This is a genomic window from Terribacillus jepli, assembly GCF_047228925.1.
Taxonomy (GTDB): domain Bacteria; phylum Bacillota; class Bacilli; order Bacillales; family Amphibacillaceae; genus Terribacillus.
In genome coordinates this window covers 25,774-50,738 of sequence record NZ_JBFEGH010000025.1, presented here as the reverse complement: position 1 = coordinate 50,738, position 24,965 = coordinate 25,774, and the positions used below count along the sequence as shown (strand labels likewise).

General features: G+C 43.6%; 27 protein-coding genes. 20 read left to right on the top strand and 7 right to left on the bottom strand.

Annotation, left to right across the window (positions count from 1 at the left end):
• Nucleotides 1-122: 122 nt before the first annotated feature.
• Nucleotides 123-905 (bottom strand): hypothetical protein, encoded by a 783-nt coding sequence (locus AB1K91_RS19550; RefSeq protein ID WP_413092327.1) that lies wholly within the window; start codon nucleotides 903-905, stop codon nucleotides 123-125.
• Nucleotides 906-1,049: 144 nt separating this feature from the next.
• On the opposite strand from AB1K91_RS19550, the gene tsaE reads away from it, so the two are divergent.
• The 4 genes from tsaE to tsaD are packed head-to-tail and all read left to right on the top strand — an operon-like array spanning nucleotide 1,050 to nucleotide 3,647.
• Nucleotides 1,050-1,502 (top strand): tRNA (adenosine(37)-N6)-threonylcarbamoyltransferase complex ATPase subunit type 1 TsaE, encoded by a 453-nt coding sequence (gene tsaE / locus AB1K91_RS19545; protein ID WP_413092337.1) that lies wholly within the window; start codon nucleotides 1,050-1,052, stop codon nucleotides 1,500-1,502.
• Complete coding sequence (gene tsaB / locus AB1K91_RS19540) at nucleotides 1,499-2,197, top strand: tRNA (adenosine(37)-N6)-threonylcarbamoyltransferase complex dimerization subunit type 1 TsaB (RefSeq protein WP_413092326.1); 699 nt, start codon at nucleotides 1,499-1,501, stop codon at nucleotides 2,195-2,197. Before tsaE ends, tsaB begins: the two co-directional genes overlap by 4 nt.
• Nucleotides 2,194-2,643 (top strand): ribosomal protein S18-alanine N-acetyltransferase, encoded by a 450-nt coding sequence (gene rimI, locus AB1K91_RS19535; protein ID WP_413092335.1) that lies wholly within the window; start codon nucleotides 2,194-2,196, stop codon nucleotides 2,641-2,643. The genes tsaB and rimI overlap by 4 nt, the downstream gene beginning before the upstream one ends.
• Entirely contained in the window at nucleotides 2,640-3,647 is a 1,008-nt protein-coding gene (gene tsaD / locus AB1K91_RS19530; protein ID WP_413092325.1) for a tRNA (adenosine(37)-N6)-threonylcarbamoyltransferase complex transferase subunit TsaD, read from the top strand. Before rimI ends, tsaD begins: the two co-directional genes overlap by 4 nt.
• 196 nt (nucleotides 3,648-3,843) lie before the next feature.
• Here tsaD and abc-f read toward each other — a convergent pair whose 3' ends face one another.
• Nucleotides 3,844-5,799 (bottom strand): ribosomal protection-like ABC-F family protein, encoded by a 1,956-nt coding sequence (gene abc-f / locus AB1K91_RS19525; protein WP_413092324.1) that lies wholly within the window; start codon nucleotides 5,797-5,799, stop codon nucleotides 3,844-3,846.
• 453 nt (nucleotides 5,800-6,252) lie between these two features.
• Here abc-f and AB1K91_RS19520 point away from each other — a divergent pair, with 453 nt between their 5' ends.
• The 6 genes from AB1K91_RS19520 to AB1K91_RS19495 all read left to right on the top strand — a co-directional run bounded on the left by AB1K91_RS19520 (nucleotide 6,253) and on the right by AB1K91_RS19495 (nucleotide 11,121).
• Complete coding sequence (locus AB1K91_RS19520; protein ID WP_093727117.1) at nucleotides 6,253-6,879, top strand: redox-sensing transcriptional repressor Rex; 627 nt, start codon at nucleotides 6,253-6,255, stop codon at nucleotides 6,877-6,879.
• A 138-nt stretch (nucleotides 6,880-7,017) separates the two neighbouring features.
• The gene (locus AB1K91_RS19515; RefSeq protein ID WP_413092322.1) at nucleotides 7,018-7,740 is read left to right on the top strand and encodes an ABC transporter ATP-binding protein; all 723 of its coding nucleotides are present in this window, start codon (nucleotides 7,018-7,020) and stop codon (nucleotides 7,738-7,740) included.
• Nucleotides 7,737-8,483: an ABC transporter permease gene (locus tag AB1K91_RS19510; RefSeq protein ID WP_413092321.1), complete on the top strand. Its 747-nt coding sequence runs from the start codon at nucleotides 7,737-7,739 to the stop codon at nucleotides 8,481-8,483. Before AB1K91_RS19515 ends, AB1K91_RS19510 begins: the two co-directional genes overlap by 4 nt.
• A gap of 294 nt (nucleotides 8,484-8,777) precedes the next feature.
• Nucleotides 8,778-9,344, top strand: coding sequence for a tyrosine-type recombinase/integrase (locus AB1K91_RS19505; RefSeq protein WP_413092319.1), 567 nt, complete (start codon nucleotides 8,778-8,780; stop codon nucleotides 9,342-9,344).
• A 51-nt stretch (nucleotides 9,345-9,395) separates the two neighbouring features.
• Nucleotides 9,396-9,884: a cation:proton antiporter regulatory subunit gene (locus AB1K91_RS19500; RefSeq protein WP_413092317.1), complete on the top strand. Its 489-nt coding sequence runs from the start codon at nucleotides 9,396-9,398 to the stop codon at nucleotides 9,882-9,884.
• Nucleotides 9,885-9,900: 16 nt separating this feature from the next.
• Nucleotides 9,901-11,121, top strand: coding sequence for a cation:proton antiporter (locus AB1K91_RS19495; RefSeq protein ID WP_413092316.1), 1,221 nt, complete (start codon nucleotides 9,901-9,903; stop codon nucleotides 11,119-11,121).
• Between the two features lie 90 nt (nucleotides 11,122-11,211).
• Here the strand turns inward: AB1K91_RS19495 and AB1K91_RS19490 are convergent, their stop codons facing one another.
• Nucleotides 11,212-11,589, bottom strand: coding sequence for a hypothetical protein (locus AB1K91_RS19490; protein ID WP_413092314.1), 378 nt, complete (start codon nucleotides 11,587-11,589; stop codon nucleotides 11,212-11,214).
• 172 nt (nucleotides 11,590-11,761) lie between these two features.
• On the opposite strand from AB1K91_RS19490, the gene AB1K91_RS19485 reads away from it, so the two are divergent.
• The 3 genes from AB1K91_RS19485 to AB1K91_RS19475 all read left to right on the top strand — a co-directional run bounded on the left by AB1K91_RS19485 (nucleotide 11,762) and on the right by AB1K91_RS19475 (nucleotide 15,689).
• A complete protein-coding gene (locus AB1K91_RS19485) occupies nucleotides 11,762-12,184 on the top strand; it encodes a universal stress protein (RefSeq protein ID WP_413092312.1) in 423 nt (140 codons plus the stop codon).
• A 43-nt stretch (nucleotides 12,185-12,227) separates the two neighbouring features.
• Nucleotides 12,228-13,661 (top strand): MDR family MFS transporter, encoded by a 1,434-nt coding sequence (locus tag AB1K91_RS19480; protein ID WP_413092333.1) that lies wholly within the window; start codon nucleotides 12,228-12,230, stop codon nucleotides 13,659-13,661.
• Between the two features lie 366 nt (nucleotides 13,662-14,027).
• The gene (locus AB1K91_RS19475; RefSeq protein ID WP_413092311.1) at nucleotides 14,028-15,689 is read left to right on the top strand and encodes a catalase; all 1,662 of its coding nucleotides are present in this window, start codon (nucleotides 14,028-14,030) and stop codon (nucleotides 15,687-15,689) included.
• Between the two features lie 112 nt (nucleotides 15,690-15,801).
• Here the strand turns inward: AB1K91_RS19475 and AB1K91_RS19470 are convergent, their stop codons facing one another.
• Complete coding sequence (locus AB1K91_RS19470) at nucleotides 15,802-16,377, bottom strand: LysE family translocator (RefSeq protein ID WP_413092310.1); 576 nt, start codon at nucleotides 16,375-16,377, stop codon at nucleotides 15,802-15,804.
• 126 nt (nucleotides 16,378-16,503) lie between these two features.
• Here AB1K91_RS19470 and AB1K91_RS19465 point away from each other — a divergent pair, with 126 nt between their 5' ends.
• Together AB1K91_RS19465 and AB1K91_RS19460 are read left to right on the top strand one after the other, a co-directional pair.
• Nucleotides 16,504-17,400: a LysR family transcriptional regulator gene (locus AB1K91_RS19465; protein ID WP_413092308.1), complete on the top strand. Its 897-nt coding sequence runs from the start codon at nucleotides 16,504-16,506 to the stop codon at nucleotides 17,398-17,400.
• 198 nt (nucleotides 17,401-17,598) lie between these two features.
• Nucleotides 17,599-18,429 carry a CPBP family intramembrane glutamic endopeptidase gene (locus tag AB1K91_RS19460; RefSeq protein ID WP_413092306.1) on the top strand — a complete coding sequence of 277 codons (831 nt, stop codon included), beginning with the start codon at nucleotides 17,599-17,601 and terminating at the stop codon, nucleotides 18,427-18,429.
• A 44-nt stretch (nucleotides 18,430-18,473) separates the two neighbouring features.
• On the opposite strand, the gene AB1K91_RS19455 is transcribed toward AB1K91_RS19460, so the two are convergent.
• On the bottom strand, nucleotides 18,474-19,388 hold the full coding sequence (locus AB1K91_RS19455; RefSeq protein ID WP_413092304.1) for an iron-hydroxamate ABC transporter substrate-binding protein: 915 nt from the start codon (nucleotides 19,386-19,388) through the stop codon (nucleotides 18,474-18,476).
• Nucleotides 19,389-19,724: 336 nt separating this feature from the next.
• On the opposite strand from AB1K91_RS19455, the gene AB1K91_RS19450 reads away from it, so the two are divergent.
• From AB1K91_RS19450 to AB1K91_RS19430, 5 genes are all read left to right on the top strand, one after another.
• Nucleotides 19,725-20,495 (top strand): TSUP family transporter, encoded by a 771-nt coding sequence (locus AB1K91_RS19450; protein ID WP_413092302.1) that lies wholly within the window; start codon nucleotides 19,725-19,727, stop codon nucleotides 20,493-20,495.
• A 198-nt stretch (nucleotides 20,496-20,693) separates the two neighbouring features.
• Complete coding sequence (locus AB1K91_RS19445) at nucleotides 20,694-21,653, top strand: LacI family DNA-binding transcriptional regulator (RefSeq protein WP_413092301.1); 960 nt, start codon at nucleotides 20,694-20,696, stop codon at nucleotides 21,651-21,653.
• 39 nt (nucleotides 21,654-21,692) lie between these two features.
• Nucleotides 21,693-22,370 carry a DUF554 domain-containing protein gene (locus AB1K91_RS19440; protein WP_413092299.1) on the top strand — a complete coding sequence of 226 codons (678 nt, stop codon included), beginning with the start codon at nucleotides 21,693-21,695 and terminating at the stop codon, nucleotides 22,368-22,370.
• Between the two features lie 21 nt (nucleotides 22,371-22,391).
• Entirely contained in the window at nucleotides 22,392-22,937 is a 546-nt protein-coding gene (locus AB1K91_RS19435) for a hypothetical protein (RefSeq protein WP_413092297.1), read from the top strand.
• A 50-nt stretch (nucleotides 22,938-22,987) separates the two neighbouring features.
• Entirely contained in the window at nucleotides 22,988-23,458 is a 471-nt protein-coding gene (locus AB1K91_RS19430; RefSeq protein ID WP_413092295.1) for a GNAT family N-acetyltransferase, read from the top strand.
• Between the two features lie 84 nt (nucleotides 23,459-23,542).
• Here the strand turns inward: AB1K91_RS19430 and AB1K91_RS19425 are convergent, their stop codons facing one another.
• Nucleotides 23,543-24,196 carry a GAP family protein gene (locus AB1K91_RS19425; protein ID WP_413092293.1) on the bottom strand — a complete coding sequence of 218 codons (654 nt, stop codon included), beginning with the start codon at nucleotides 24,194-24,196 and terminating at the stop codon, nucleotides 23,543-23,545.
• Nucleotide 24,197: 1 nt separating this feature from the next.
• On the bottom strand, nucleotides 24,198-24,953 hold the full coding sequence (locus AB1K91_RS19420; protein ID WP_413092292.1) for a MerR family transcriptional regulator: 756 nt from the start codon (nucleotides 24,951-24,953) through the stop codon (nucleotides 24,198-24,200).
• Nucleotides 24,954-24,965 lie beyond the last annotated feature (12 nt).

Genomic DNA, 24,965 nt, shown 5'->3' with positions numbered 1-24,965 from the left:
GTCCGGTAGTTCAGTTGGTTAGAATGCCTGCCTGTCACGCAGGAGGTCGCGGGTTCGAGTCCCGTCCGGACCGCCATACATAAGATCATTCAAAAGCTTTAGGATTACTCCTAAAGCTTTTTTTATATGTGTATTTCCCAGCCAATCAGTGTTATGCTTTCCGCTGCACCGGCAGCTTGCGCATTACTTAGCAATGACTGGACGAAATGCGGCATGCTTTCGCTCTTGTTGAAAGCACGTTGCAAACTGGATGCGTTTTTATATGGAGAAACAGGGAAGCATTGCAGCCCTATTGTAGACAATAAGATGTGATTGCTTCCGATTGCCAGAGGTATTATGCCCATGTTATAAGCAGGTACCTTCTGATCAAAGGTATTATCAGCTCCGATTCGACTGGAGCGAGACTGTTGATTCAGCTGGATGGAGCTGGAATGATCCGAAATAGATGATAAATGAAAAAGCGCATTCTCACCGATGGAAAGCCAATATAAGTAGCCTGCTTTTCGTACGGTAATCAAACAAGAGCTATTACCATTCACCTTGGCTGCCGTTGAACGGAAACGCACACTGTTGAACATACTCATGAGAAAGCTGTCGATTTTTTTGATTGCACTGGAAACATCTTCATCTAGTGTTTCGATGATTTTCCTCTGTCTAAGGATAAGTGAGTCCGCGATGAAGGCAGCACTTTCCACTGTATGCTCTGCTCCCATGATGACTGCAAGTTCCCAGTCGGTTCCTGTAAAGATGAGGCAAGCATTCTCGTTCTTATAAGCGCCGTGCGCAATGCTTCCGCCGAAACGACCAATCCATATGTGTTGGTATCTATGCAGATCCGCTTGATCCAGATAGGATTTTATTTCACCATTCCAGCTATAGCTGTACATTTGCTCCAATGCTTCCATATGCATGCTCCTTTATTAGCTGATAGTATAACTATTCTCCAAAAATTCACGAAAGCCTTTTTGTTTCTGGTGCTTTTGCTTTTAGGTTATACTTTGCTATGATAAATAGATGAACAAAGAATGAAAGCGAGTCAGGTGATGGTAATGACCCATTTAATGAAGACGATGCATACAATAGAAGAAACCAATTCGTTTGGTAGGCAGCTTGCTGAACTGCTGCAGCCAGGAGATATCATTACGATGGAAGGCGATCTTGGTGCAGGTAAGACGACACTGACAAAAGCGATTGGTGCTGGTCTAGGTGTGAAACGGACGATCAACAGTCCCACCTTCACCATCATTAAAGAATATGAAGGACGTCTGCCGTTATATCATATGGATGTATATCGGCTGGAGGACAGTGATGAAGATATTGGTTTCGAAGAGTATTTTTCAGGTGAAGGTGTTTCCATTGTGGAATGGGCACAATTCATAGAAGATTACTTGCCGAAGGAGCGTTTGGAGCTTACGCTTAAGCATGATGGAGAAGGAAGAACGATTATGCTCAAGCCCATCGGTGAACGTTATGAAAAGCTTTGTGAGGAGTTAATGGAATGAATATATTAGCCATGGACACATCCAATCAGCTGCTGGGAGTAGCGATTGTGAAGGATGGTGTAACTTTAGGTGAACATGTCATGCATGGTCACAGAGATCATTCTGTTCGATTGCTGCCGGCAATCGAACAATTGATGAAGGAAACAAAGACGGCACCAGCCGATTTGGATCGGATTGTTGTAGGGCAGGGGCCAGGCTCCTACACAGGGGTAAGAATAAGTATGGCAACTGCCAAGACAATGGCATGGGCTCTTGGCATCGAGGTCATTGGTGTTTCCAGTCTTGAGGGGCTTGCTCATCAAGGAGAATTATTCTCAGGGTATGTCTGTCCTTTCTTTGATGCGCGCAGGGGGCAGGTGTATACAGCCCTTTACGCCAGCAATAATGGATCATTCGAGCAGGTGGAAGAAGCAGTTAATCCTCTTTTCTCGGATTGGCTTGAACAACTGCGAACAAGAGAGGAAAAAATTCTATTCCTAAGCCCGGATATCGAGATGTACCGCAGTATGATCACCGAAATGCTAGGTGAGCAAGCAGTTATTCCGGAAGGAGCTGTGCATTATGCGCGTCCTTCCGTACTAGCCCAAATCGGTGCTGTGAGGAAAACGGATGATATACATCAAATCGTACCGAACTATGTTCGTATGACGGAGGCGGAATCAAATTGGCTGAAGCAGCAGGAGCAGCACAAGTGAGTGCGCAAGTAAAAGTCCGTCCGATGCGATTAGCCGATGTGTCGGCTGTTTATGCAATCGAGACCGCATCATTTACTGTACCATGGTCCATTGATATTTTTGAACGTGAAATCACGGAGAATACCTTTGCAAACTATTTTGTCATCGAAAGCGATGGTGTGATTGCAGGTTATTGCGGAATGTGGCTTGTCATCGATGAGGCACAGATAACGAACATCGCCATTCTGCCAGAATACAGGGGACAAAAACTGGGTGAGAAGCTATTTGCGCATGTCGTGGAACAGGCAATCTTTGCAGGTGCTTACCGTTTATCTCTTGAAGTACGTGTGTCCAATCTCACAGCACAGCATTTATATCGAAAATTCGGGTTGGTGCCGGGTGGTATACGGAAAAACTATTATACAGACAATCAAGAAGATGCGATTGTAATGTGGGTGAATTTATGAAAACATCAGAACTTATCTTAGCAATTGAAACAAGCTGTGACGAAACAGCAGCTGCCGTTATTGAAGGAGGCCGGGTGATCAGATCCAATGTTGTTGCTTCCCAGATCGAAAGTCATAAGCGTTTTGGCGGTGTAGTACCGGAAATAGCATCCAGGCATCATGTGGAACAGATTACGCTCGTCATAGAAGAGGCAATTCAGCAAGCTGGCATTCAAAAAGAGGATTTGGACGCTATTGCTGTGACACAGGGACCTGGTCTTATCGGTGCATTGCTTGTCGGGGTGAATGCTGCCAAAGCGCTGGCTTTTTCCCTTGGTAAGCCTTTGATCGGTGTTCATCACATTGCTGGTCACATTTATGCCAATCGCCTGGAGCAGGAGTTTGCATTTCCTTTGCTTGCTTTAGTCGTTTCCGGCGGTCATACAGAGCTTGTCCTCATGAGAGAGCACGGTAGTTTCGAGGTTATCGGAGAAACACGGGATGATGCAGCTGGAGAGGCATACGACAAAGTAGCCAGGACATTGCAGCTTCCTTATCCCGGTGGTCCACGGATTGATAAGCTGGCCGCTGAAGGTGAACAGTCGATTGATTTCCCTAGAGCATGGCTGGAGCCCGGGAGCTACGACTTCAGTTTTTCGGGTTTGAAATCAGCAGTGATCAATACGCTGCATAATGCCAAGCAAAAAGGAGAAACGCTGCCGCCGGCCGATGTAGCGGCGAGCTTCCAAGCAAGCGTCGTGGATGTGCTGGTAGGCAAAACAATTCGTGCGGCAGAAGAATTCGGTGCGAAGCAAATCATCGTTGCCGGTGGTGTTGCTGCAAATAGAGGACTGCGTGCCTCACTTGAAGAAGCATTTGCGGACAAGCAGGCAGATCTGCTTATTCCGCCGTTGGCTTTATGTACAGATAATGCAGCAATGATTGGTGCTGCTGCTTCCATCCTTTATCAGCAAGAGAAATTTGCCGATATGTCAATGAATGCACGGGCTTCTATGCCGTTATAATAAAAAGCATCGTTTTCTTGGTTGAAAACGATGCTTTTTTATTCACAATATAAGTAGTTGATTGTGTATAACTTCTTAAAACCCGCTATTAGTACCTGGTATAGAAGTGGATAAATCAGACCGAAATCGATGTGAATATTGTGGATAATGTGCATAAAATTGTGCATATCCCATTATATCAACAATGTAACCCCATTCAGTCCTGTGTATAACTTTCCTGTTCTTCACTGAGTGTTTCCCATTCTTCCATCACTTCCAGTAATGTTGCCTGCAGCTGCTCATTCTTCTCGGTTATCTCCTGTGCTTTCTGATAATCCTGAAAGATATCCGGATCTGTGAGCAATGTTTCATTGCTTTCGATTTCTGTCTCCAGCTCGGCGATCTTCTCTTCCAGTTCGGCAATGCGTCTTTCCCGTTTTCGGATTTCTCGCTTCAGTACCTTATCTTGATGATAAGTGGATTTATTCTCCTGTCTGACAGCTTTCTGTTTCGTTTCTGCAGCAAGAGCCTCCAATTCTGCAATTTCCTGCTGCTCCTGTTTCTTCTCCAGAAAATAATCATAGTTCCCCAAATAGGATTTAATTTGTTTATCAGCCATTTCAAGCACCTGTGTGGCAACCTTATTCATGAAGTAACGGTCATGAGAGACAAATAGGATCGTGCCCGGGTAGTCGGCCAATGCACTCTCCAATACTTCCTTGCTATCTAAATCCAAATGGTTGGTAGGCTCATCCATGATCAAGAGGTTCGATTTTTGCATCATTAGCTTCGCTAGCGCAAGTCGAGCCTTTTCGCCGCCGCTCAATGTGTTGACTACCTTCAGTACGTCATCACCAGTGAACAGGAAATTACCGAGGATCGTTCGGATATCTTTCTCATCCATTAGCGGATAATCATCCCAAAGTTCGGCAAGAACGCTTTTTGAGGAGTGCAGTTCCGTTTGCTCCTGGTCGTAATAACCGATGCTGACGCCAGTACCCAGCTCTACTTGTCCAGAATTGGCTGGCAGCTTTCCGATGATCGTCTTAAGCAATGTTGTTTTTCCGGTTCCGTTTGGACCAGTAAGGGCGATGCGGTCCTGACGATTCATATGGAAGCTGACATGCTCAAAGACTGGGGTAGTGCTCGCAGGATATTGATAGGACAAGTCGCTCACTTTCAATACATCATTTCCACTGCGTCGATCGATATCGAATGAGAGTCTTGCAGACGATGCATCATGCAGCGGGCGGTCGATCCGTTCCATTTTTTCAAGCTGCTTGCGTCTGCTTTGTGCCCGTTTTGTCGTTGTGGCACGGGCAATATTCTTTTGGACGAATTCTTCCATCTTTTTGATTTCTGCTTGCTGCTTCTCGTATTGCTTCATCTCGCGTTCAAAATTGGCAGCTTTTTGTTCCAGATAACTGCTGTAATTTCCTTTGTAACGAACAGAGTGATTATGAGCTATTTCAATGACGGTATTGACTGTTTTGTCGAGAAAATAGCGGTCATGCGATACGACTACGACAGCCCCCTGGTAGCTGCTCAAGTAACCTTCCAGCCAGTCCAGTGTAGATATGTCCAGGTGGTTGGTCGGCTCATCCAGTATCAGTACGTCCGGTTTTTGCAGCAGCAGTTTCCCCAAGGCAAGCCGAGTCTTCTGCCCGCCGCTCAATGAACCGACAGGAGTGGATAAGTCTTTGTCCCCGAAATTAAGTCCGTTCAATACAGAATGGATATCTGCTTCATATTGATAGCCTCCATTCAAACGGAAAGCCTGCTGTTTTGTATCATAATTTGTTAAAAGCTGCTGGTAAGCCGATTCGTCAGAAATGAGATCGGGATCGCCCATTTTTGCTTCCAGACGGCGCAATTCATCTTCTTGCTGGATGAGATCGGCGAAGACGGTCTTCATTTCCTCCAAGATGCTCTTTTCCGACTCTAAGCCTGTGTGCTGTTCCAAATATCCTAGTGTGGCATCCTTCGACAGAAATACATTACCCTCGTCATAGCTCAATTCTCCTGCCAGGATCTTCAGCAAAGTCGATTTACCAGCACCGTTGCGTCCGACGATGGCCAAGCGATCCTGTGTTTGTACTTCCAGTTTTATATTTGATAAAATGACGTCTGCGCCAAATAGTTTTGTAATATTGTTCGCTTGCAATAAAATCATCTTGTTCACCTCATACTATCAGTGTATCCTATGTGACAAAATAGTAGCAAGCGCCGAATTCCCGCGCTTTTATGCTTTTATTCGGATGGACATCGTAAATGAATTTGTTAAAATGGAGATAAGGTACCCCACCCTCATTTTCTTTGTGAATCTGTACAAGACTTTCCTATTCATATCTGTTAGAATAAGGTGTTAACTATAATCGTACTTTGTGAAAGTATCATATCGTAACAATTCAAGGATGAAGCCGCAGCCAGCATCTGCAACTCCTTACAGATGCCGGAAGGGAACCTGTCTGCAACCCATTATTCCGTCTAGTCGGAGTAGAGCTGGCCATATTTGAGAAAAGGTAACAGAACCATACTGTTCTAGTCCGAGAGGCCTTTTTGACCAGCTGCATGGCTGCACGAAGTTCGCTTTTGGAAACTGCAGGCTTTAGGAGGATAAATGAGCATGTATATGGATCAAAATAAAATACCAAAAGCTACGGCAAAGCGGCTGCCCCTTTATTATCGATTCCTCAACAGCCTGCATCTGCAAGGCAAAACGAGAGTATCCTCGAAGGAACTCAGTGAATCGGTGAAAGTCGACTCAGCTACAATCCGTCGTGACTTTTCTTATTTCGGAGCACTTGGCAAAAAGGGCTATGGCTATAATGTAGAGTACTTGCTGAACTTCTTCCGGAAGACACTGGACCAAGACGAGATCACGAAAGTGGCACTTATCGGTGTCGGTAATCTTGGAACGGCATTCTTGCATTATAACTTCACGAAAAATAACAATACAAAAATCGAGATGGCATTCGATACCGACCCAGGGAAAGTGGATCATAATATTGGCGGCGTACCTGTCTATCATATCGATGATTTGGAGAAATATATCGGCAATGTAAGTGCGGCAATCCTGACGGTGCCAGCGCATGCTGCCCAAGCAATCACTGACCGCCTTGTCGAGTGCGGAATTGCTGGCATCCTGAATTTCACCCCAGCGCGTATTGCCGTGCCTAGCAATATTCGGGTGCACCATATCGATCTGGCAATCGAATTGCAGTCATTAGTTTATTTTCTGAAGCATTATTAATTCCAGCACCTCTTATCTAGAGGTGTTTTTTTCTTACATAAAGGAATGTAGTGAGTAAGTAAGAATGATGTTTTAAACATGGCTGAAATTCAGTCGGGAAGAGACACTAGGAAATAGAGGAGAAAGGGAAGTGGAGACATGGTGCAAGCAGCAATTTCGCTAAAGGAAGTTACATATGAAACGGATAAGGCACAAATCATCCAAGGTATAACCGGTATGTTCACAAAGGGGAAGATCACAGCAGTCATCGGTCCATCAGGTGCGGGAAAAACAACGCTTTTTCGGCTGTGTAATGGGTTACTGTCACCAACAGGCGGAAACATCCTGATCGATGGGAAGGAAATCATAACGTATGATCCGGTAAGCTTGCGCCGCCATGTCGGAATCGTCCTCCAGCAGGCAATCATGATGGAAGGTACTGTTCGGGATAATTTGCATTTGCCGCTTCAGCTAGCTGGCAAGGAGCTATCGGATGATAAAGCAGAACAGATTATACAGTTAGTAGGTTTGGAAACAAATATATTGAATCAAAACAGCAGAGATTTATCAGGCGGACAGAAGCAAAAAGTCTCCATTGCCAGAACATTGCTGAACCAACCCGAGATTCTGCTGCTGGATGAAATCACGTCATCTTTGGATCGGGTTTCCAAGCAGGATATTGAGAAGCTAATCAACCAAATCAATCGAAAGCATGGCACAACGATCATTTGGATAACACATAATTTGGAGCAGGCAAAGTCGGTTGCTGATGAGGTTTGGGTCATGATGAACGGTGGAATTGCGGAAGCGGGTCCAATTGCATTACTTGATTCTACGTCGAATGCTGCTGTCAGACGTTTTGTTATGGAGGAAGAAGTATGAGCTTAATCGCTTTGCTGCTCACTTTGATATTTGTCCTTATTCCGCTTATCCTATCCAAGACGCTGCGACTTGGTCTGGAAAAAGACACACTAATTGCCACCATTCGTTCCATCATCCAGCTGTTTGCAGTCGGATATGTATTGCAGTTCATCTTCGACGCAGCAAATATCATTTATATCATCTTGATGGTGGCGCTGATGATTGGGGCAGCAACGCAAAATGCCAGAAAGAAAGGGGCATCCATCAAAGGCATCACATGGAAGCTTGTGCTTACGTTCATTGTAATTGAAATACTGACTCAAGGGATTTTATTGGGGCTTGGAATCACACCGCCGACAGCACAGTACATCATCCCGTTGAGCGGGATGGTAATAGGAAACTCCATGGTACTGGGTATTTTGTTCCTGAATCGATTCACTGCGGAAGTGGAAGCCAGAAGAGAGGAGATGGAGCTCATCCTTTCTTTGGGCGGTACACCGAAACAAGCGATTCAGCGATCATTGCTAGCGTCCATCAAGGCGAGCACCATCCCCACTATCGAAAGCCAAAAAACGATTGGCCTTGTCCAGCTGCCTGGTATGATGAGCGGACAAATCATTGCCGGAGCAGATCCGCTCCAGGCCGTCATGTTCCAGCTGCTCATTCTATTTCTTTTGCTGACAACTGCCATTGTGACGAGCATCATGCTTGGTTTCTTATCTTATCCGACGAAGTTTAATGAGCGAATGCAAATAATGGATTAGAGGTACGCGCATTTTGTGTCCCTCCTAAAGATAACGATGCTTTGTGTTGAATTGCAATCCAGTATAAATAGTAAGTTTCTAGGGAAAAATGAGCCGACAGTACTGTCGGCTCATTTTTGTTTCATTAAGAGAGAGCGCAATAAATTCAGGTTCTCCAAATGGGTGATCCAGTCGGTGAAGAAAAAGGGGGCATCCCTTGCTGGTGCATTGTTCTAAGGTAAGCCCTTAATCTTCATAGTTACTCAATACTATGCTATAATAGTATTAAGTAACATGGATCAAGGAGAATGGCTAATGGAATGTGTAGAAGCCCTAAGAAGCATCGAGCAAATTAATTCTATGAAAAGATATTTAAAGGAACATTCAGAACGGGATTATCTTCTCTTTGTTTTCGGTATAAATACCGGCTTGAAGCTCAAAGAAATATTGGATATTAAAGTGGAGGATGTTTTGGAAAGAGAGGGTTCCATCAAGGATTTCTTTTTGCTCCCTCATGAAGAATCTGAAAACCCTAAAGAAATTTATCTCAACCCCAAGTTAAGACAGGATCTTTTGCATTATATCCGGAGTGAGCAATTAAAAAGCAGTGATTATTTGATCAAATCAGCTAAAACCCAAAAGCCAATTAGCCGACAACAAGCATACCGTATCATTCATCATGCTGCCGAAGCTGTAGGCATCGAAGGGAAAATAGGCACAAATTCCTTAAGGAAAACTTTTGGTTATCATGCTTTTAAACGCGGAGTGGCCATATCTTTGCTGCAGAAACATTTTAATCATGCGACACCTTCTGAAACACTTAAATATCTTGGGATTCCTAAAGGTGAAAAATTCAGGACAGAAATTGATGTAAACCTTTGAAAGGACCTGACCTTCATCCATTGTTAACAATTGTTTAAAGGAGGATTAATAATGAATATTCGAGAAAGTGAACTCCCTGGCATCGGGTATAAGGTGGAAATTGTCACAAAAAACCAGGATAAACTGGTTATTGTCGTCCATGATGACGGCCGCAGGGAAATCTATCATTTTGATGCGGATGATCATGAAGAGGTTATGAGCTGCGCAACCTTTAACGACGCGGAAGCCAGACAGATTGCAGGTATTTTAGGTGGAATGGTGTATAAGCCTAAAGCTTTGGAAACGATGGACTTTGCCTTTGACGATATCATAATCGAATGGTTTCAAATAGAAAGGAATGCGCCAGCTGTCAATAAAATGATCGGCGAGATTGACATTCGAAATAATTTTGGAGTAAATGTCATCGCAATCAAGAAAAAGAAAACGAACAAGTCAAATAATCCTGGTCCGGACACAGTTCTTGAAGCTGGTGACACCTTGGTTGTATCAGGGGAAAGACAGCAAATAAAGGAGTTAATCAAAAAACTACTATCAGCATGAAAGGGGAGAATAATTGATGGATCATTTAGTGTTTGAAGTCGGAACTGCACTTGTCCTTGTAGCGCTTGGAGCTATTATTGCAAATAAACTCAAATTTTCAATCATTCCCTTCCTTATCGTACTAGGAATGGTTGTCGGCCCTCACGCCCCTACATTCGGCATTATAGATTTGACCTTTATTGAGAGTAATGAGATCATCCAATTTTTAGGAAGGATCGGCGTCCTGTTTTTACTTTTCTACCTAGGTCTTGAATTTTCTGTAGGAAAACTAGTTAAATCCGGACGGAACATCGTCGTCGGCGGCAGTGTCTATGTAGCCATCAACTTTGTCCTTGGTTTGCTATATGGATTTCTTGCAGGCATGCCTTGGGCGGAGACACTTATCATCGCAGGACTTGTGAGCGTGTCTTCCAGTGCAATTGTGGCCAAGGTTCTGGTTGATTTAAGAAGAACAGCGAACCCGGAAACCGAGCTTATCCTTGGTATTATATTGTTTGACGATATTTTTCTAGCTTTATTTTTAACCACAATGTCAGGTGTCCTCCTTGCAGGATCTACTTCTTTCCTCGGCATCCTCACTTCAGTACTCATTTCGATCGGCTACATGTTGCTATTTTTTATTATTGCAAGAAAAGGCGCTCCATTATTGAACAAATGGTTGAATATTAAATCCGATGAGATTTTCATCATTGTCATATTTGCTATTCTATTTTTTGTGGCTGGATTTTCCGAGACGCTTCATGTTGCAGAAGCAATAGGTGCTCTATTGCTGGGGCTGGTCTTTTCAGAAACAAAACATAGGGATCGCATCGAACATTTGGTTGTTCCATTTCGAGACTTCTTTGGAGCTATTTTCTTCTTCAGTTTTGGATTGACTATCGATCCATCCACATTGGCAGATGCAATTTGGCTGGCATTGGGAGCAGCTTTGCTGACTATCATAGCCAATTTTGTTGCGGGTATGATTGCCGGAAGGAATGCCGGTCTCTCCCATAAAGCATCCAGTAGTATCGGATTGACTATCATGGCCAGAGGGGAATTCTCCATTATAGTCGCTAACCTTGGTATCACGGCAGGATTAAGTCCCATTTTAACTCCCTTTACTGCTCTCTATGTTCTTATTCTGGCTATACTGGGTCCACTCATGGCGAAGGAAAGCAAGAATATTTACAAATATTTAAACAAAGTCTTCAAATGGAGTAAAGAAACAGAGCATAGAAGAAGTAAAACATCGTGACTTTGCAAGAACAAACAAAAAGTACAAGAGGTACGTCGTTTGGTTTCATGAGTATTGGAAAATCCGTCCTTTGATGGCGGGTTTTTCGTCTTATAAGGGAAATGATTCGAGGTTGCTGATAATGATCATTTCACCATATACGAAGCTGACCGCACCGCCTCCCTGCCATATGCCGACTTCATATTCGTTTTCATTCCCATAAAGAATAAGTGTAGCATCAAAACCTGCATAGGAAGCTGTTTCGTGCATTTTCTTACGTTCGCATTCATTGATGCATTCCAATATATCCTTCACCTGATTCTTGTCAGTGATTGTGACCGATGGTTCTGCCGCATTGGCATCGTATACCTCGATCCGACCTATCTTATCATCCATGATTGCCTCTTGATTAAAGGAAGCAAGTATCCAGACAACCAGCCCGGTGATCAAAAGGAAAATAATAATGAAACTGATGGGTTTGGCAAGCATGTATAATCCTCCGATTTTTTCTCCATTATCTCATACTTTTCCAAAAGGCTATTTAATGTTATTGTTAATTTTATACAGAAAAAAGTTTCGGGTGACGAAGTTTTTTTGCCTTTCCGTTTGTGCGGGTCATTTTAGGGGAAATGGCTACTATCATGGTTGAGGAGGCGCTATTATGTACCAAAAGATACTATTGGCTGTCGATGGCTCCGAGAACTCGATCCGGGCGACTGAAGAAGTAATAAAAATCTGCCAGGAGAGCAATCATCTAGTACAACTTGAAGTAGTCAATGCATTGCAAGAGGTAAGGAATAGTGAAATCGTTCTGCAGCAGGTGAAGCCTGATGATGTACATCGTGATGGGGAGCTGCGCATCCAGCCGAATGAAGAGAAGCTCCGGAATGCGAGTATCCCTTATACTCGTACGATAGAACGGGGCGATGCCGGAAAAATGATTGCCAATAAGGCGAATAATGATGCGTTCGACTTGGTCGTCATTGGTACGCGTGGCTTGAATGGTTTCCAGAAGCTTGTAGTGGGAAGTGTGAGTACAGAAGTGATTAAAAGAGCGAATTGCCCAGTTTTGGTCGTAAAATAGGAAGCGTTGCCAACTGGAGCAAAGCGTGAGAGCAGTTGGGAGCATGCATGTGAGTAAACTAGAGTCTAAATGGTTGGTCGTCGTTGCTGTCCTATTCGGGACATTCACTGTCATTTTGAATAATAGTATGCTTAATCCGGCGTTGCCATCGCTTATTTCAACCTTCGATGCCAATGCTGTCAGTGTCGGCTGGATCCTGACGATTTTCATGGTTGCAATGGGTATGACCATGCCCGTCACAGGTTATCTGGGAGATCGATTCGGTAAGAAGTCCATTTACCTGCTGGGTCTTGTCGTATTCCTGGTGGGCTCTGTCTTTGGGATTTTGTCCGGCAGTCTGCCACTGGTCATCGCGGCACGCTTCATCCAAGGAATCGGCGGCGGATTGATGATGCCAATTTCGATGGCACTTATTTTCCAAGCCTTCCCGAAGCAAGAACGCGGGCTTGCTGTTGGGGTTTATGGTGTAGCTGCGATGGTGGCACCTGCGGTTGGTCCGACAATCGGCGGTGTGCTGATTGCTTACTTGCCATGGCCTTTCCTGTTTGCCTTTAATCTACCGTTCGGTCTCCTTGGTTTAGTGCTTGCCAGCCGTTATCTGAAATCGACAGCAGCAGACCCACATCGCCGATTCGACAAAGGCGGCTTTGTATTTATTACGTTAGGAATCGGTTTGGTTCTGTATGCGCTGGGTCGCGGGCAGACACTGGATGTGCTGTTATCGGCTTCTAATCTGGCACTTATCATTGCAGGTATATCAGCAATAGCAGTTTTTGTTTATTATGAACGACGTAAGGAACAGCCATTATTGGAGTTGTCGGTATTCCGTAATCCAACCTATGCGGTTTCGATCGCGGTGACCGCGACAGCTTCCATAGGGCTATTCTCAGGAATTTTCCTGCTGCCATTATTGATTCAAAATGTCTATGGCCTGAGTGAAATCCAGACTGGCCTGCTCTTTCTCCCGGCAGCATTGCTTAGCGGCGCCATGATGTCATTGGGCGGCCGGCTTTTGGATAAGAAGGGACCGCGCTGGGTCGTCCCGCCCGGTCTTTTGATTTTGGCGATATCGACATTCCTGATCGGGAACTTGAGTTTATCGACTCCTTTCTGGCTGATTCTTGTCATCAATATGATCAGGGGCGCTGGTTTGGGTTTAAGCAATATGCCTGCCACGACAGCGGGGATGAATGATATTCCAGAGCACCTTGTCTCGCAAGGATCTGCTATGAATAATGTCTTGCGGCAAATATTTTCAGCATTCGGAATCGTGTTTTTCAGCATCTATTTCGAGGTTCGGCGAGCGCATCTGACGGCAGCAGGGGAAGCTGCCCAGCAGGCGAGTCTGCAAACGATCAATGAGGCGTTTGTCATTTCCGGTATCTTGATGCTGATCATGGTTCCGATATCTTTCATCATGCGGTACAAAACGGAAAAGCAGCAGGTGCAGAAAGCAAAAGGAGTTTCTACTGGCTGACTGGTAGAGGGATTGATAAAAGTAACACCTGGGGCATCGATGACCTCCAGGTGTTATTTTTGGTTTGGAAATCGCCCTTCAAACACCGCAACACACAACTGATCATGGATGGCAGCGAAAACCACCAGGAGAGAATGGGAAAAGGAAAAAATAATCCATCAACTAACGCTTAAGTTTGATTCTAATGGGGAAAGATTCTGTTGTAAGTGAATTATTTGCATAGTATTGTCTCATAATTTAAACTAGAGGTAATTTTATGATAATTAATATCAGTTAATATTAGTTATCATAAATGATACTTATTGTGGTTTGAAATGATATTTCTCAGGAAAGATAAGACTGAATTATTTTAAGGAGGTTTTTATTTTGGCAGAGAACAAAGATACGAATTCCTCAAATGAACAAGACGTAAAACGTGAAACCCTGACAACGCGCCAAGGGCACCCTGTCATGGATAACCAAAATATCCGTACAATAGGTGATCGTGGTCCAGCAACACTTGAAAATTACCACTTCATTGAAAAAATTTCCCACTTTGACCGGGAGGAAGTACCAGAGCGTGTAGTACATGCGCGAGGAGCGGGAGCATTTGGCTATTTCGAAACTTACGGAAAAGTAGGGGATGAACCGGTAGAAAAGTATACACGCGCAAAAGTATTTTCCGGTGCCGGTAAAAAAACACCATTAATGGTTCGCTTTTCTACCGTGGCGGGGTCGAAGGATTCACCTGAAACCGATCGAGACCCACGGGGCTTTGCTGTGAAAATGTATACAGAAGATGGAAACTGGGATCTGGTCGGGAACAATCTCAAGATTTTCTTTATCCGTGATGCTATGAAGTTCCCTGATATGATTCATGCGTTCAAAGCAGATCCAGCTTCAAATGTCCCAAATCCTGCACGGATGTTTGACTTTGTTTCCCGTTCACCTGAAGCAACTCATATGATTACCTTCCTGTTCTCCCCATGGGGTATTCCAGCCACATATCGCCATATGCAAGGTTCTGGTGTAAACACGTATAAATGGGTCAATGAAAAAGGCGAGGCTGTATTGGTTAAGTATCACTGGGAGCCGAAACAAGGTATTCGTAATTTAACAACAGATGAAGCAAGAACCATTCAAGCGAAAACCGTCGGGCATGCAACACAGGATCTGTATGAAGCAATTGAACGTGGAGAATACCCGGAATGGGAACTTTATGTGCAGATCATGGAGGACGATTACCATCCGGAATTGGATTTTGATCCGCTCGACGATACGAAACTATGGCCAGAGGATAAGTTCCCTTGGCTCCCAGTAGGGAAAATGGTTCTTGATCGCAATCCGGTTGATTACCACGCGGAAATTGAGCAAGCGGCCTTTGGTACAGGAGTTCTTGTGGATGGAATGGACTTCTCCGATGACAAAATGCTCCAAGGCCGTACTTTCTCTTATTCTGATACACAGCGCTACCGTGTAGGCGCGAACTATCTGAAATTGCCTGTGAACGCACCCAAAGTTCCTGTGCGCACGAATCAGCACCGCGGTCAAATGGATATTCGCGATCCGAAAGAGTCCGGCGAAGATCCGTCCATTAACTATGAGCCATCCATGGTCGGAGGATATAAGGAAGAAGGTAAAGGAAATCGTCAGCCGCATCAACCGACATATAATGCTGCAGCGATGACTGCACCAATTGATCGACCTAACAATTATGGCCAAGCTGGTCACACATACCGGAGCTTTGAAGATTGGGAGCGTGACGAATTGATCAAGAACCTATCCGATGCGCTTTCGATTTGTGACAAACGAATCCAGGATGCGATGGTTCATCACTTTACACAAGCCGATGAAGAATATGGCCGCCGTGTGAAGGAAGGCATCGAAAAAGTAATGAAAGAAATGCAAGAAGCAAAAATGGACAATCAAGTTCCAGGTCGTGAATCAGGAAAATCCAAATATGGTCAGGGCACCGGTCAAGGTACAATAGCAGCCAACGAAGCAACAGATGAAGCTGTGAAGAAAAGCCATGAAACGGATCCTTACTGATCAAAAAATGAGGGGCGTGCTGAGAAGCCGGGATTACTGGCTTCCCAGCACTACTCCTTTTTTTTGGCGAAAAACACCTTGGAGAGAATGCTTCAAGGTGTTCTTTTGTTCTTTATAGGATGGAGATAGCTGAAACTACAAGCAGTAAGCACATGACAACATTGATGGGCTTTGTATAGCTATTGAAGAACTTCTTGAATGCTGAGCCGAAAGCAGCCCAAAGGAGCAGTCCCAAACTGCCGATGAAAATGGTTACCGCAGCGTACAAAATGATAGAACCAATGGAGTTCTTATAAGGTAATATGAATGTCGCCAATGCCGTAATAAAATAGAGGATGCTTTTGATATTTATCAGCTGAAAGAGGAAGCCAGAAAGGAAAGAGGGACGCTCGATTGCTTCGTCCTTTTTCACACTTTTATCAAACATGATTTTGTAGGCAATGAAAAGTAAATATACAGCTCCCAAAACTTTAAAGGAAGGCTCCATGACCGGAATCCAGTCATACACCGTCTTCGTCAATACTGTTCCGATAACTCCCAATAAAATAAAGCCTGCAATGATACCGCAATTAAATCTCCAAGCCCCCTTTAACCCATGTTTCCGTGATTCATTCATGAGAAGGAGATTACTCGGACCAGGAGTTATGCTAGTGATGATGATATAGGAAAAAAATGCTGTCAGACTCAATGATGATACAACTCCTTTAAGTAATTGCCAATTGACATAATCCATTGTAAGATGAAATGTGGTATCGGTAAAATTGAAATTATAGATGATCGATATTGATATTTTCGATGGAGGAGTGGAAGTACTATGGAGATAAGGCAATTCATTACTTTCCGCACCATTGTTGACGTTGGAAGTTATACCAATGCGGCTAATAAACTTGGGTACACGCAATCTACCATCACTGCCCACATCCAAGCTTTGGAACAGCAGCTGGGAGGTCCGTTATTCTCGTATGTAAAAAGAGAGCTGCACCTGACAGACTTAGGCCGTGAATTAGTGAATATGGTAGATGAATTACTGGATTCTTATCATCGCATCGAAAAGCTGAATGACAGCAAGGTAAACGGAGAGCTGAAAATCGCTGCCCCGGAATCCCTGACCATCTCCAGACTTGGTCCTATCTTAAAAACATACTCCGCACGTTATCCGGAAGTGAAAATCAAACTAAGCAATGGTACATGCAGTGATAATCAGAGAGAACTGATGAATGGCAACGTGGATGTGGCATTCATGCTGTGGCCGGAGCTGGATACAGATAAGTACGCTTTTCATAAATTGCATCATGAAGAAATTGTGTTGGTGGCAAGTCCGGAGCAGGAGGACCATTTTGACGATTACAAGGGTACGGATATTTGTTTTGTAACAAATGAGGAAGGCTGCAGCTACCGGGTGATGTTCGAGGAGCATTTGATAAAGCATGATATTCCCAAATTCCAGACGATGGAGCTCTGGAGCCTGGAAGCAATCAAGCAGGTTGTGGCCAGCGGGCTGGGGATTGCGGCACTGCCGCTTATTACGGTGGAAAAGGAATTGGAAAAAGGCACATTAAAGCAATTGAAGCATACAGAGCGTTTCAAGCCGATATATTCTTATATGATGGTCAGGTCAAAAAACTGGCATTCTCCTGCAGTCGATAAGTTTCTGGGGCTGACTGTTGAACTTTCCAAGGATAAAGCAGAAAATCCATGGCTCAGATCATAATAGATGATTTGGGCTTTCTTAATAACAAATTAGCTGCTGGTAAGAATCCTGGTCATAGATAAATACTATAAGGAATGCACTGGAAAATATTATATAATTTATATGTAGTTCACTAAACTTTAGTGGGCTATTTTTAATGGAGTAGGGTTCTTGTATCAATCGTTAATACAAAAGGATCGTATCAGAGAGGGCAGAGCAATGAAAAAGTTACTAACTACTATTTTGAAAACAATCATCTTTTTTATAGGATGGGCAATTTTAATTTCTTTTACGCCGGATATACAAACAAATGAGCCAGCATTCTTGAGATTATGGTGGGAGTTTTCTCCCTTTGCTGTAGTCGCTTTATTTTCTATCTTCTTTGTTTTTATCATCGAAAAGGGAAAAATCAAGATCCCCATTACAACCAGCTTCTTTAAAAATTCGCTGATCGGCGTTGTAACGGGTGCCTTATGGTTGGGGAGTGTGGCAGCTGTCCTTATCCTTACAAAAACAATGAATATACAAGGTCACAACCAGATTGATTTTATCTGGATTTGGATTTTGGCTTCACTGTTGAATGCTGCCATGCAAGAATTGTTGATGAGAGGTTATTTATATCAGTTATGGAAGCAAAAATACAATGTGGCAGCGGCGACTGTTTTTACGACTATTTTATTTACTGCAATGCACGGCGGTGCTTTTGAAGCAGGTATTATCCCAGTGTTGAATGTTGTATCGATGAGTGTATTTGTTACCATCCTATTAGAATACACAGGGACAATCATAGCTCCGATAATTGCCCATTTTATATGGAATACGATAGGAGCAATTATAATCGGCGGTGTGTCATTGGCGAATGATTATCCAAATCTCTTAAATAGTTCATTCCAAGGAAATCAAATAGTATCAGGCGGCCTATATAAAATGGAAGGCAGTATTATTGTATCAGTCGTTAATCTCATCCTGATTACCTGTTTGTTGGTAGTAAATAAACGCAAATCATATGAATCAAGGTTTAGTAGAAATAATAACAAGGAGCTTGGGTAAATCAAGCTCCTTGTTGCATTTTAAGCCTTCTTGTTATGCGGCATTCACTTCAGGAACTGCTCTTTGAAGAAGTCCAGCTGATAATCCAAAGTCAATGCATCATTGAACAGGAATGCATTCGCATCTGCAGTCAGGACATGACCTTCTTTGACAGCAGGTATTTCTTTGAATAGTTCTGTGTCTTGGTAGGAATTATCTTGGTCGCTGTACTCACTTATGACAAGATAGTCACCGACATACTCAGGCAGCACTTCCGAGGAAATCATCGTATAGCCTTCTTTTTCAGTCATTTCCTTTACTTTATCAGGCATGGCAAGTCCCATCTCTTGGTAAAGGATTTCCGTGCCCCGTCCCCAGCTGTCGCCAAGCACACCCATTCCTTTATCATAGCTTTCCATTACTGTTACAGTGGCATCTTCACCGATTTTGGCTTTGATGTCATCACCTGCAGTCTTTGCACGTTCTTTGAAGTCATCGACCCATTGCTGTGCTTCATCACCTTTATTCAGCAGTTTTCCAATTTCGACATGCTGCGTCAGGTAATCGACCTTGTTATACGTATATGTGACAGTAGGTGCAATTTCTTTGAATTTGTCCAGGTTCTTGGTAGTATCGGCTGCAATGATTAGATCCGGTTTCAGCTCAAGGATCTTTTCTACATCATCTTCAGATACAGTTTCAGCGTCCTGTAATTTATCGGCAAGCACAGGACTGCTCTTGGCCCATTCATCGACACCGACAATATTGACACCAAGTGATAGTACATCACCAGCATATGAGGCCAAGACGACGACTCTTTGCGGATCAGACGGAACTTCAACAGGACCGGTTTCAGATTCGTATGTAAAAGTATCTTTTGTCTCTTTTTCGCTGCCGTCGGCTGTGGATTTTTCTGAAGTTCCGCATGCGCTCAGGATAAGTAAAAAGAGTCCAATTAATGTGATTGCTGCTTTTTTCATTCAATTTACCTGCTTTCTTTGTAATGGATTGGATCATCTACATTTTTTGATAATGATAATCAGTATCAATTAGGTAAATAGTAGAATGAAATCAACGCAATGTCAATGCATTTTAAGAGTAAATGATTAATTTGTGGCGTTAAGTCCCAGGGAATGCAGCTATGCATTACTGAGTATTTATTTTGTCTTACAAACTTTACCTTATGTAAAGATCGATAGTTGGCATGTACTGGAGGTCAGAGCCTGTTTCCGGATATCGTTTATTTGCACCTATTTTCCATATGTTAAGATAAGGAGGTTAATAAATTTTATAAGAGGAAAGGGCAGGAAGTACTTATGCACATGGAATTGGACACAATATTAATTATCATTCTATTCGGATTTCTTGCTGCATTCATTGATTCTGTTGTAGGAGGGGGAGGGTTGATCACTATCCCTGCGCTTCTGTTTGCGGGTTTGAATCCGGCAGCGGCAGTGGCAACGAATAAATTGGCCGGGACGATGGGGTCGTTTACAAGCACGCTTATGTTCTATCGGTCAGGTAATCTTGAGTTGAAATCGGTTATGAAGTACTTTCCGCTATCCTTCATTGGCTCTTTATTCGGTGCCTGGACCGTTCATGTCATCGACCCAGCACTGTTCAAGCCGCTTATGCTGGTCATGCTGATTGCCGTGGCCATTTATACCATCATAAAAAAAGATTGGGGCAGCGTGTCTACCTACAAGCGGTTGACGGCCAAAAGATTGCTTATCTTTGCAGCTGTGCTGGCTCTTATTGGTTTTTATGATGGATTTCTCGGACCAGGGACAGGATCATTCCTCATGTTCGCCTTCCTATTCATCGGTTATGATTTCTTGCATGCAGCCGGTAATGCGAAGTTGTTGAACTTCGGCAGTAATATTTCTGCACTGATTCTTTTTATGATCTTAGGGCAAGTACATTATAGTATCGGGCTGATCATGGGGTTATCAGGAATTTTTGGTTCCATCGTCGGTTCACGTTTTGCCATCAAGCGCGGGAGTGGATATGTACGGATTCTGTTTATCGTCGTAACGACAGTGTTGATTGTGAAGAATGTATATGATTACATAAGGGACCTGATGTAATCATAAAAAAGGCCGTTGTGGCCTTTTTTGTTAAGTACCGGTACCAGGTCACGCTCCGCCAAAACGGATTACGCTCCGATGTCCAGTACCTATACTCATAGGTTACTTGCTGAAAACGATATCAGGTCAAGTTTTTTTTGAAACGGGGAAGCGTTATACTGTTATCATGAATAAAGCTGCAGAAATAAAGGAGAGCGTATGGCGACGATTAAGGATTTGGCCAAATTGGCTGGCGTTTCGGTCACAACTGTATCCCGTGTGCTCAATGATCATCCTTATGTGAGTGAGGAGAAACGGAAACTGGTGCTGGAAGCAATCGAGCAAACCAAGTATGAGAAAAATGTGAATGCGGTTCATCTGAAAACAGGTAGAACGCAGCTGGTTGGTGTCGTACTGCCTTTTTCTGATCACCCTTATTTTGCGCAGCTATTGAAAGGAATAGCAAAGCAGGCATTCAAGCATAACTACAAGCTCGTATTGATTCAGACAGATTACCAAGAAAAGAGAGAAAAGGAAGCATTGCAGATGCTGCGCCAAAAGCAAATCGATGCGCTGATCATCTGTTCGCGAAGTTGTGATTTGGATTTGATCACATCTTACACACTGTATGGACAAATAGTTGTATGCGAAAAAGTGCATGGAGATAAGCTTTCTTCCGCTTATATAGATCATTATCAGGCTTTTCAAGAGGCGCTTCGCTATTTGTATGAGACAGGACATCGGAAAATAGGCTATTCTGTCAGCAGACTTGATGGGACGAGCAGTAAGGAGCGCGCTGCTGCTTACCGGGATTTCCTTACAGCAAAGGAACTGCCCTGCCGACTGGATTATGTGTTTGATAAGATGTTATATTTCGAGGATGGCGAAACGATGGTGAACCAGCTCAAGCGAATGGAAGATCCGCCATCAGCGCTCATCATAACGAATGATCAAGTTGCTGCCGGCGTGATGACTTGTGCCGGCAGAGTTGGCATACACATACCGGAAAAGCTAGCCATCATCGGGTTCGATGACCATCCGATGGCACAAATGATGGGTATTTCAAGCATGCATATACCTCTTGAAGAGATGGGGGAGCATTTATTCAAGCAGGCACTGGGGAAGGAATCAAAAGATAAAGTATTCCACGCTACACTGATAAAACGTGAGACAGTGTAGGAAAGGGATGGCAGAGGCTGCGGGTTTGGAGGAATTTTTATGTTTGGGACATTATTCAATGTAGCAATGATCATCATAGGCAGTACATTAGGGACTGTATTCAAAAAGGGGATGAAGGATAAATATCAAACCATCCTGCTGCAAGCTATGGGATTGGCAGCCTTGGCATTAGGGGCAAATGCAATCGTGGAGCATTTGCCAGCTAGTAAATATTCCGTTCTCTTTATTGTCAGTTTGGCAATTGGAGCAATTATAGGAGAAAGTCTGGATTTGGATGCAAGATTCAACAATCTCGTGAAGAAATTTTCCAAGTCAAATTTGGCAGAGGGACTATCCACTGCCATCCTTTTGTTCTGTATCGGATCTCTTTCCATATTGGGACCGGTTGAAGCAGCACTGCATAAAGATTATTCGTATTTAATGGCGAATGGTATGCTGGATTTCGTCACCTCACTTGTTCTGGCTTCCACCTTTGGATTCGGAATAGCAATATCCGCTGGTGTTCTCTTTGTTTGGCAGGGATCGATTTATCTGGTGGCAAAAGCATTGGAAAGCACAGTCAATATCGATTTGCTGAATGAAGTGAGCATCGTGGGGGGCGTGCTGATCATGGCTTCCGGATTGAGCATTCTGGGGATAAAGAAGTTCAATACTATGAATTTCCTGCCAGCGTTGCTTGTACCACCCGTCTTCTTTTTGATATTGAAGATTTTTTAATCAGGGTTATGGAGGGATAGCATGGATAGAGAATTGAGAGAGGCATTTGCAAAATCAAAATCCAAGGACAAGCAAGAAAGCTATGAAGCATATCTACACATCCTCCAAGCAACAGAAAAGCCAGTAGACTGGGCATACGAAGTTTGGGACAACTTGCTGGACGGCTTGACGGATACAGACAATCATCAGCGCTCCAGATCAGCTCAATATTTAGCTAATCTGGCAAAGAGTGATCCGCAAAATAGAATGCTTGAAGATTTGCCGCGGCTCTGGGCAGTGACCAAAGATGAGAAGTTCGTTACTGCCAGACATAGCCTGCAATCATTTTGGAAAGTAGGCCTTGGCGGTGGAGAACAAAAAGACTTGGTTATGAAATATATGGCCAATCGATTCAAAAATGCTGCAGATGAAAAGAATTATACATTGATTCGTTTTGATATCCTGCAGAATATGAAACATCTGTATGACCAGTTAGGTGAGGAAGAAATCAAGCAAACAGCGATGGATTTGATTGAGACTGTCGAGGACGACAAGTATAAGAAGAAGTATAAGAGTGTGTGGAGATGACGGAATACTAGCAGCCATGCATGGTTTTTTCGAAGGAGTGGAGAAATACGATGTATGAAACGCGACTGGCAAAGCGAGAAGAACTGCCTTTGATCGGGAACTACTGGTTTCGTATGGCGAGTGAAATGGGGGAGGTAGATGATATACCTGTGCCTGGTTCACAAAGAGTCTTGGAAGTCATAGCTATATTCGAGAAGGAATTCGACGCGGGAAATATAATGTTCAAGATTGCTACAGACGAGAAAAATGAAATAGTAGCTTGTGCTGGCGGTCTGATTCGAGAAGAATATTCATTTCCATTGAGTGAGGAGAAGTCGATTTTTGGATGGGTTATAGCAGTCTATACACTACCTGCGCATCGAAAACTTGGATTGTCTTCTCGTTTAGTAGAGGAAGTATGTAACTGGCTAAAAGACCAAGGGGCAGTACGGGCGAGATTATGGTCCAGCTCCAGTGCGAGAGGGATGTACGAAAATCTGGGTTTCAGGAACATGGTGGATATGGAGAAGACTTTAAAATAGTTTAGGTTACGAGCGATGCCGCTTAAGTTGCCGTTAATCCAATAAGTACAACGCTGTCCGGGTAAGGCCTTGGACAGCGTTAGCTCAAAGATAGTCTACTGTATAATAAACCAAAACCAAACCTGCCAGACAAAGAATCCACGACAAAGTTGAGCCTGTGGATTGCTCTAGTTTCTGCACAAGGGTCCCTGCCTTTTCTTTTACAGATCCTCCTGCAAAATGAAACAGTATATAAAGCATTACGCAAGGCAGAATCATGAGGAGATTATATCCTCCAAGAAGGGCAAGGTTTTGTCCCCAGGTACCATCGGCTGCAGCGATAACCCCTGTAGCCGCTATATATGGGAGGGCTGTTCCGGCCTCTAATAGAAATGTGAATATGCCTAATAGCATCGCATGGTTCCTGCGCCCACGCTTTGATGGATCCAGAGTGGATATTTTTTTGGGTACATAGAAACTGATGACAAACAATGTTACACCAAAGAGAAATAAAAACCAGCTTATACCCTTTGTTTGCAGAAGTTCAACAACTTTATCCAATAAGAAGTCGAGTCCTAATAATAACAATAGACCTAAGCTAAAATATAATACTGCTATGGTAGCTAGGTATATGAACAGCTTTTTGACGACATCAGAACGCTTTTCTGTTATCCAATAAAATGTAACGCCTAAAGCGACAGGGCTGATCATATCTAATAATGCTAATCCGCCTACGATTAGAAGTAGTTCCATTTGCATGTTAATCCTGTTCCTTCTGCTTAGACTGCAAAAATACTACGTAGGCATCTTCCATAAAATGCAACAACTCCTGATCAATCGGGTATAGCCCCATTTTCTCCGAGTTTTCTGGCGATAGACGGATTTCCCACAGTTTATCCAAAAACACATCTTCTCCTTCAAACTGTTCCAAGCGTTTCTCATCCATCCGCCTGATGATCTGCTGCACTCGATCATCAGATAACCCTCTGTCCATATACGCTTTGAGCTGTCCGATTAATCCAATCCATTCCAATGAATCCGAATCATATCCTGCCATTCGCGGCACTCTATCCAATAACTGCATTTGCTGCTGATCAAACACTTTTTCCTTGTATCTGTCCTGCATCGTTTTCTCTCCGTCCGAAAGCAGCATCAGTTTCCGGATTGCTTCCAGATGGTCTTGGCCTTCCAATGCAATGCTATTCAATAATTCCCGCAGCAGTATCTCTGTCTGATGCAGATGCTGCTGTTCTTCAACCACATAAATTAGCTGTTTTTTTATGCTATCAGTCCATTCCCAATTCGTCTCTTGCAGCATGCTCTTAATGTCTCCCAGTGAGAAACCGATCTGTTTCAGGAACTGTATTTGCTGAAGCTTTTTGAGCTCGGATTCTCCATACAGACGATGCCCGCCCTCCGTTTTTGCCGCGGGTTTCAGCAAATCAAGCTGATCGTAGTGTCGGAGTGTTCGTACTGTTACGCCTGTCAGTTTCTTCACATCGTGAATATGCAGCATCCTCTTTCCTCC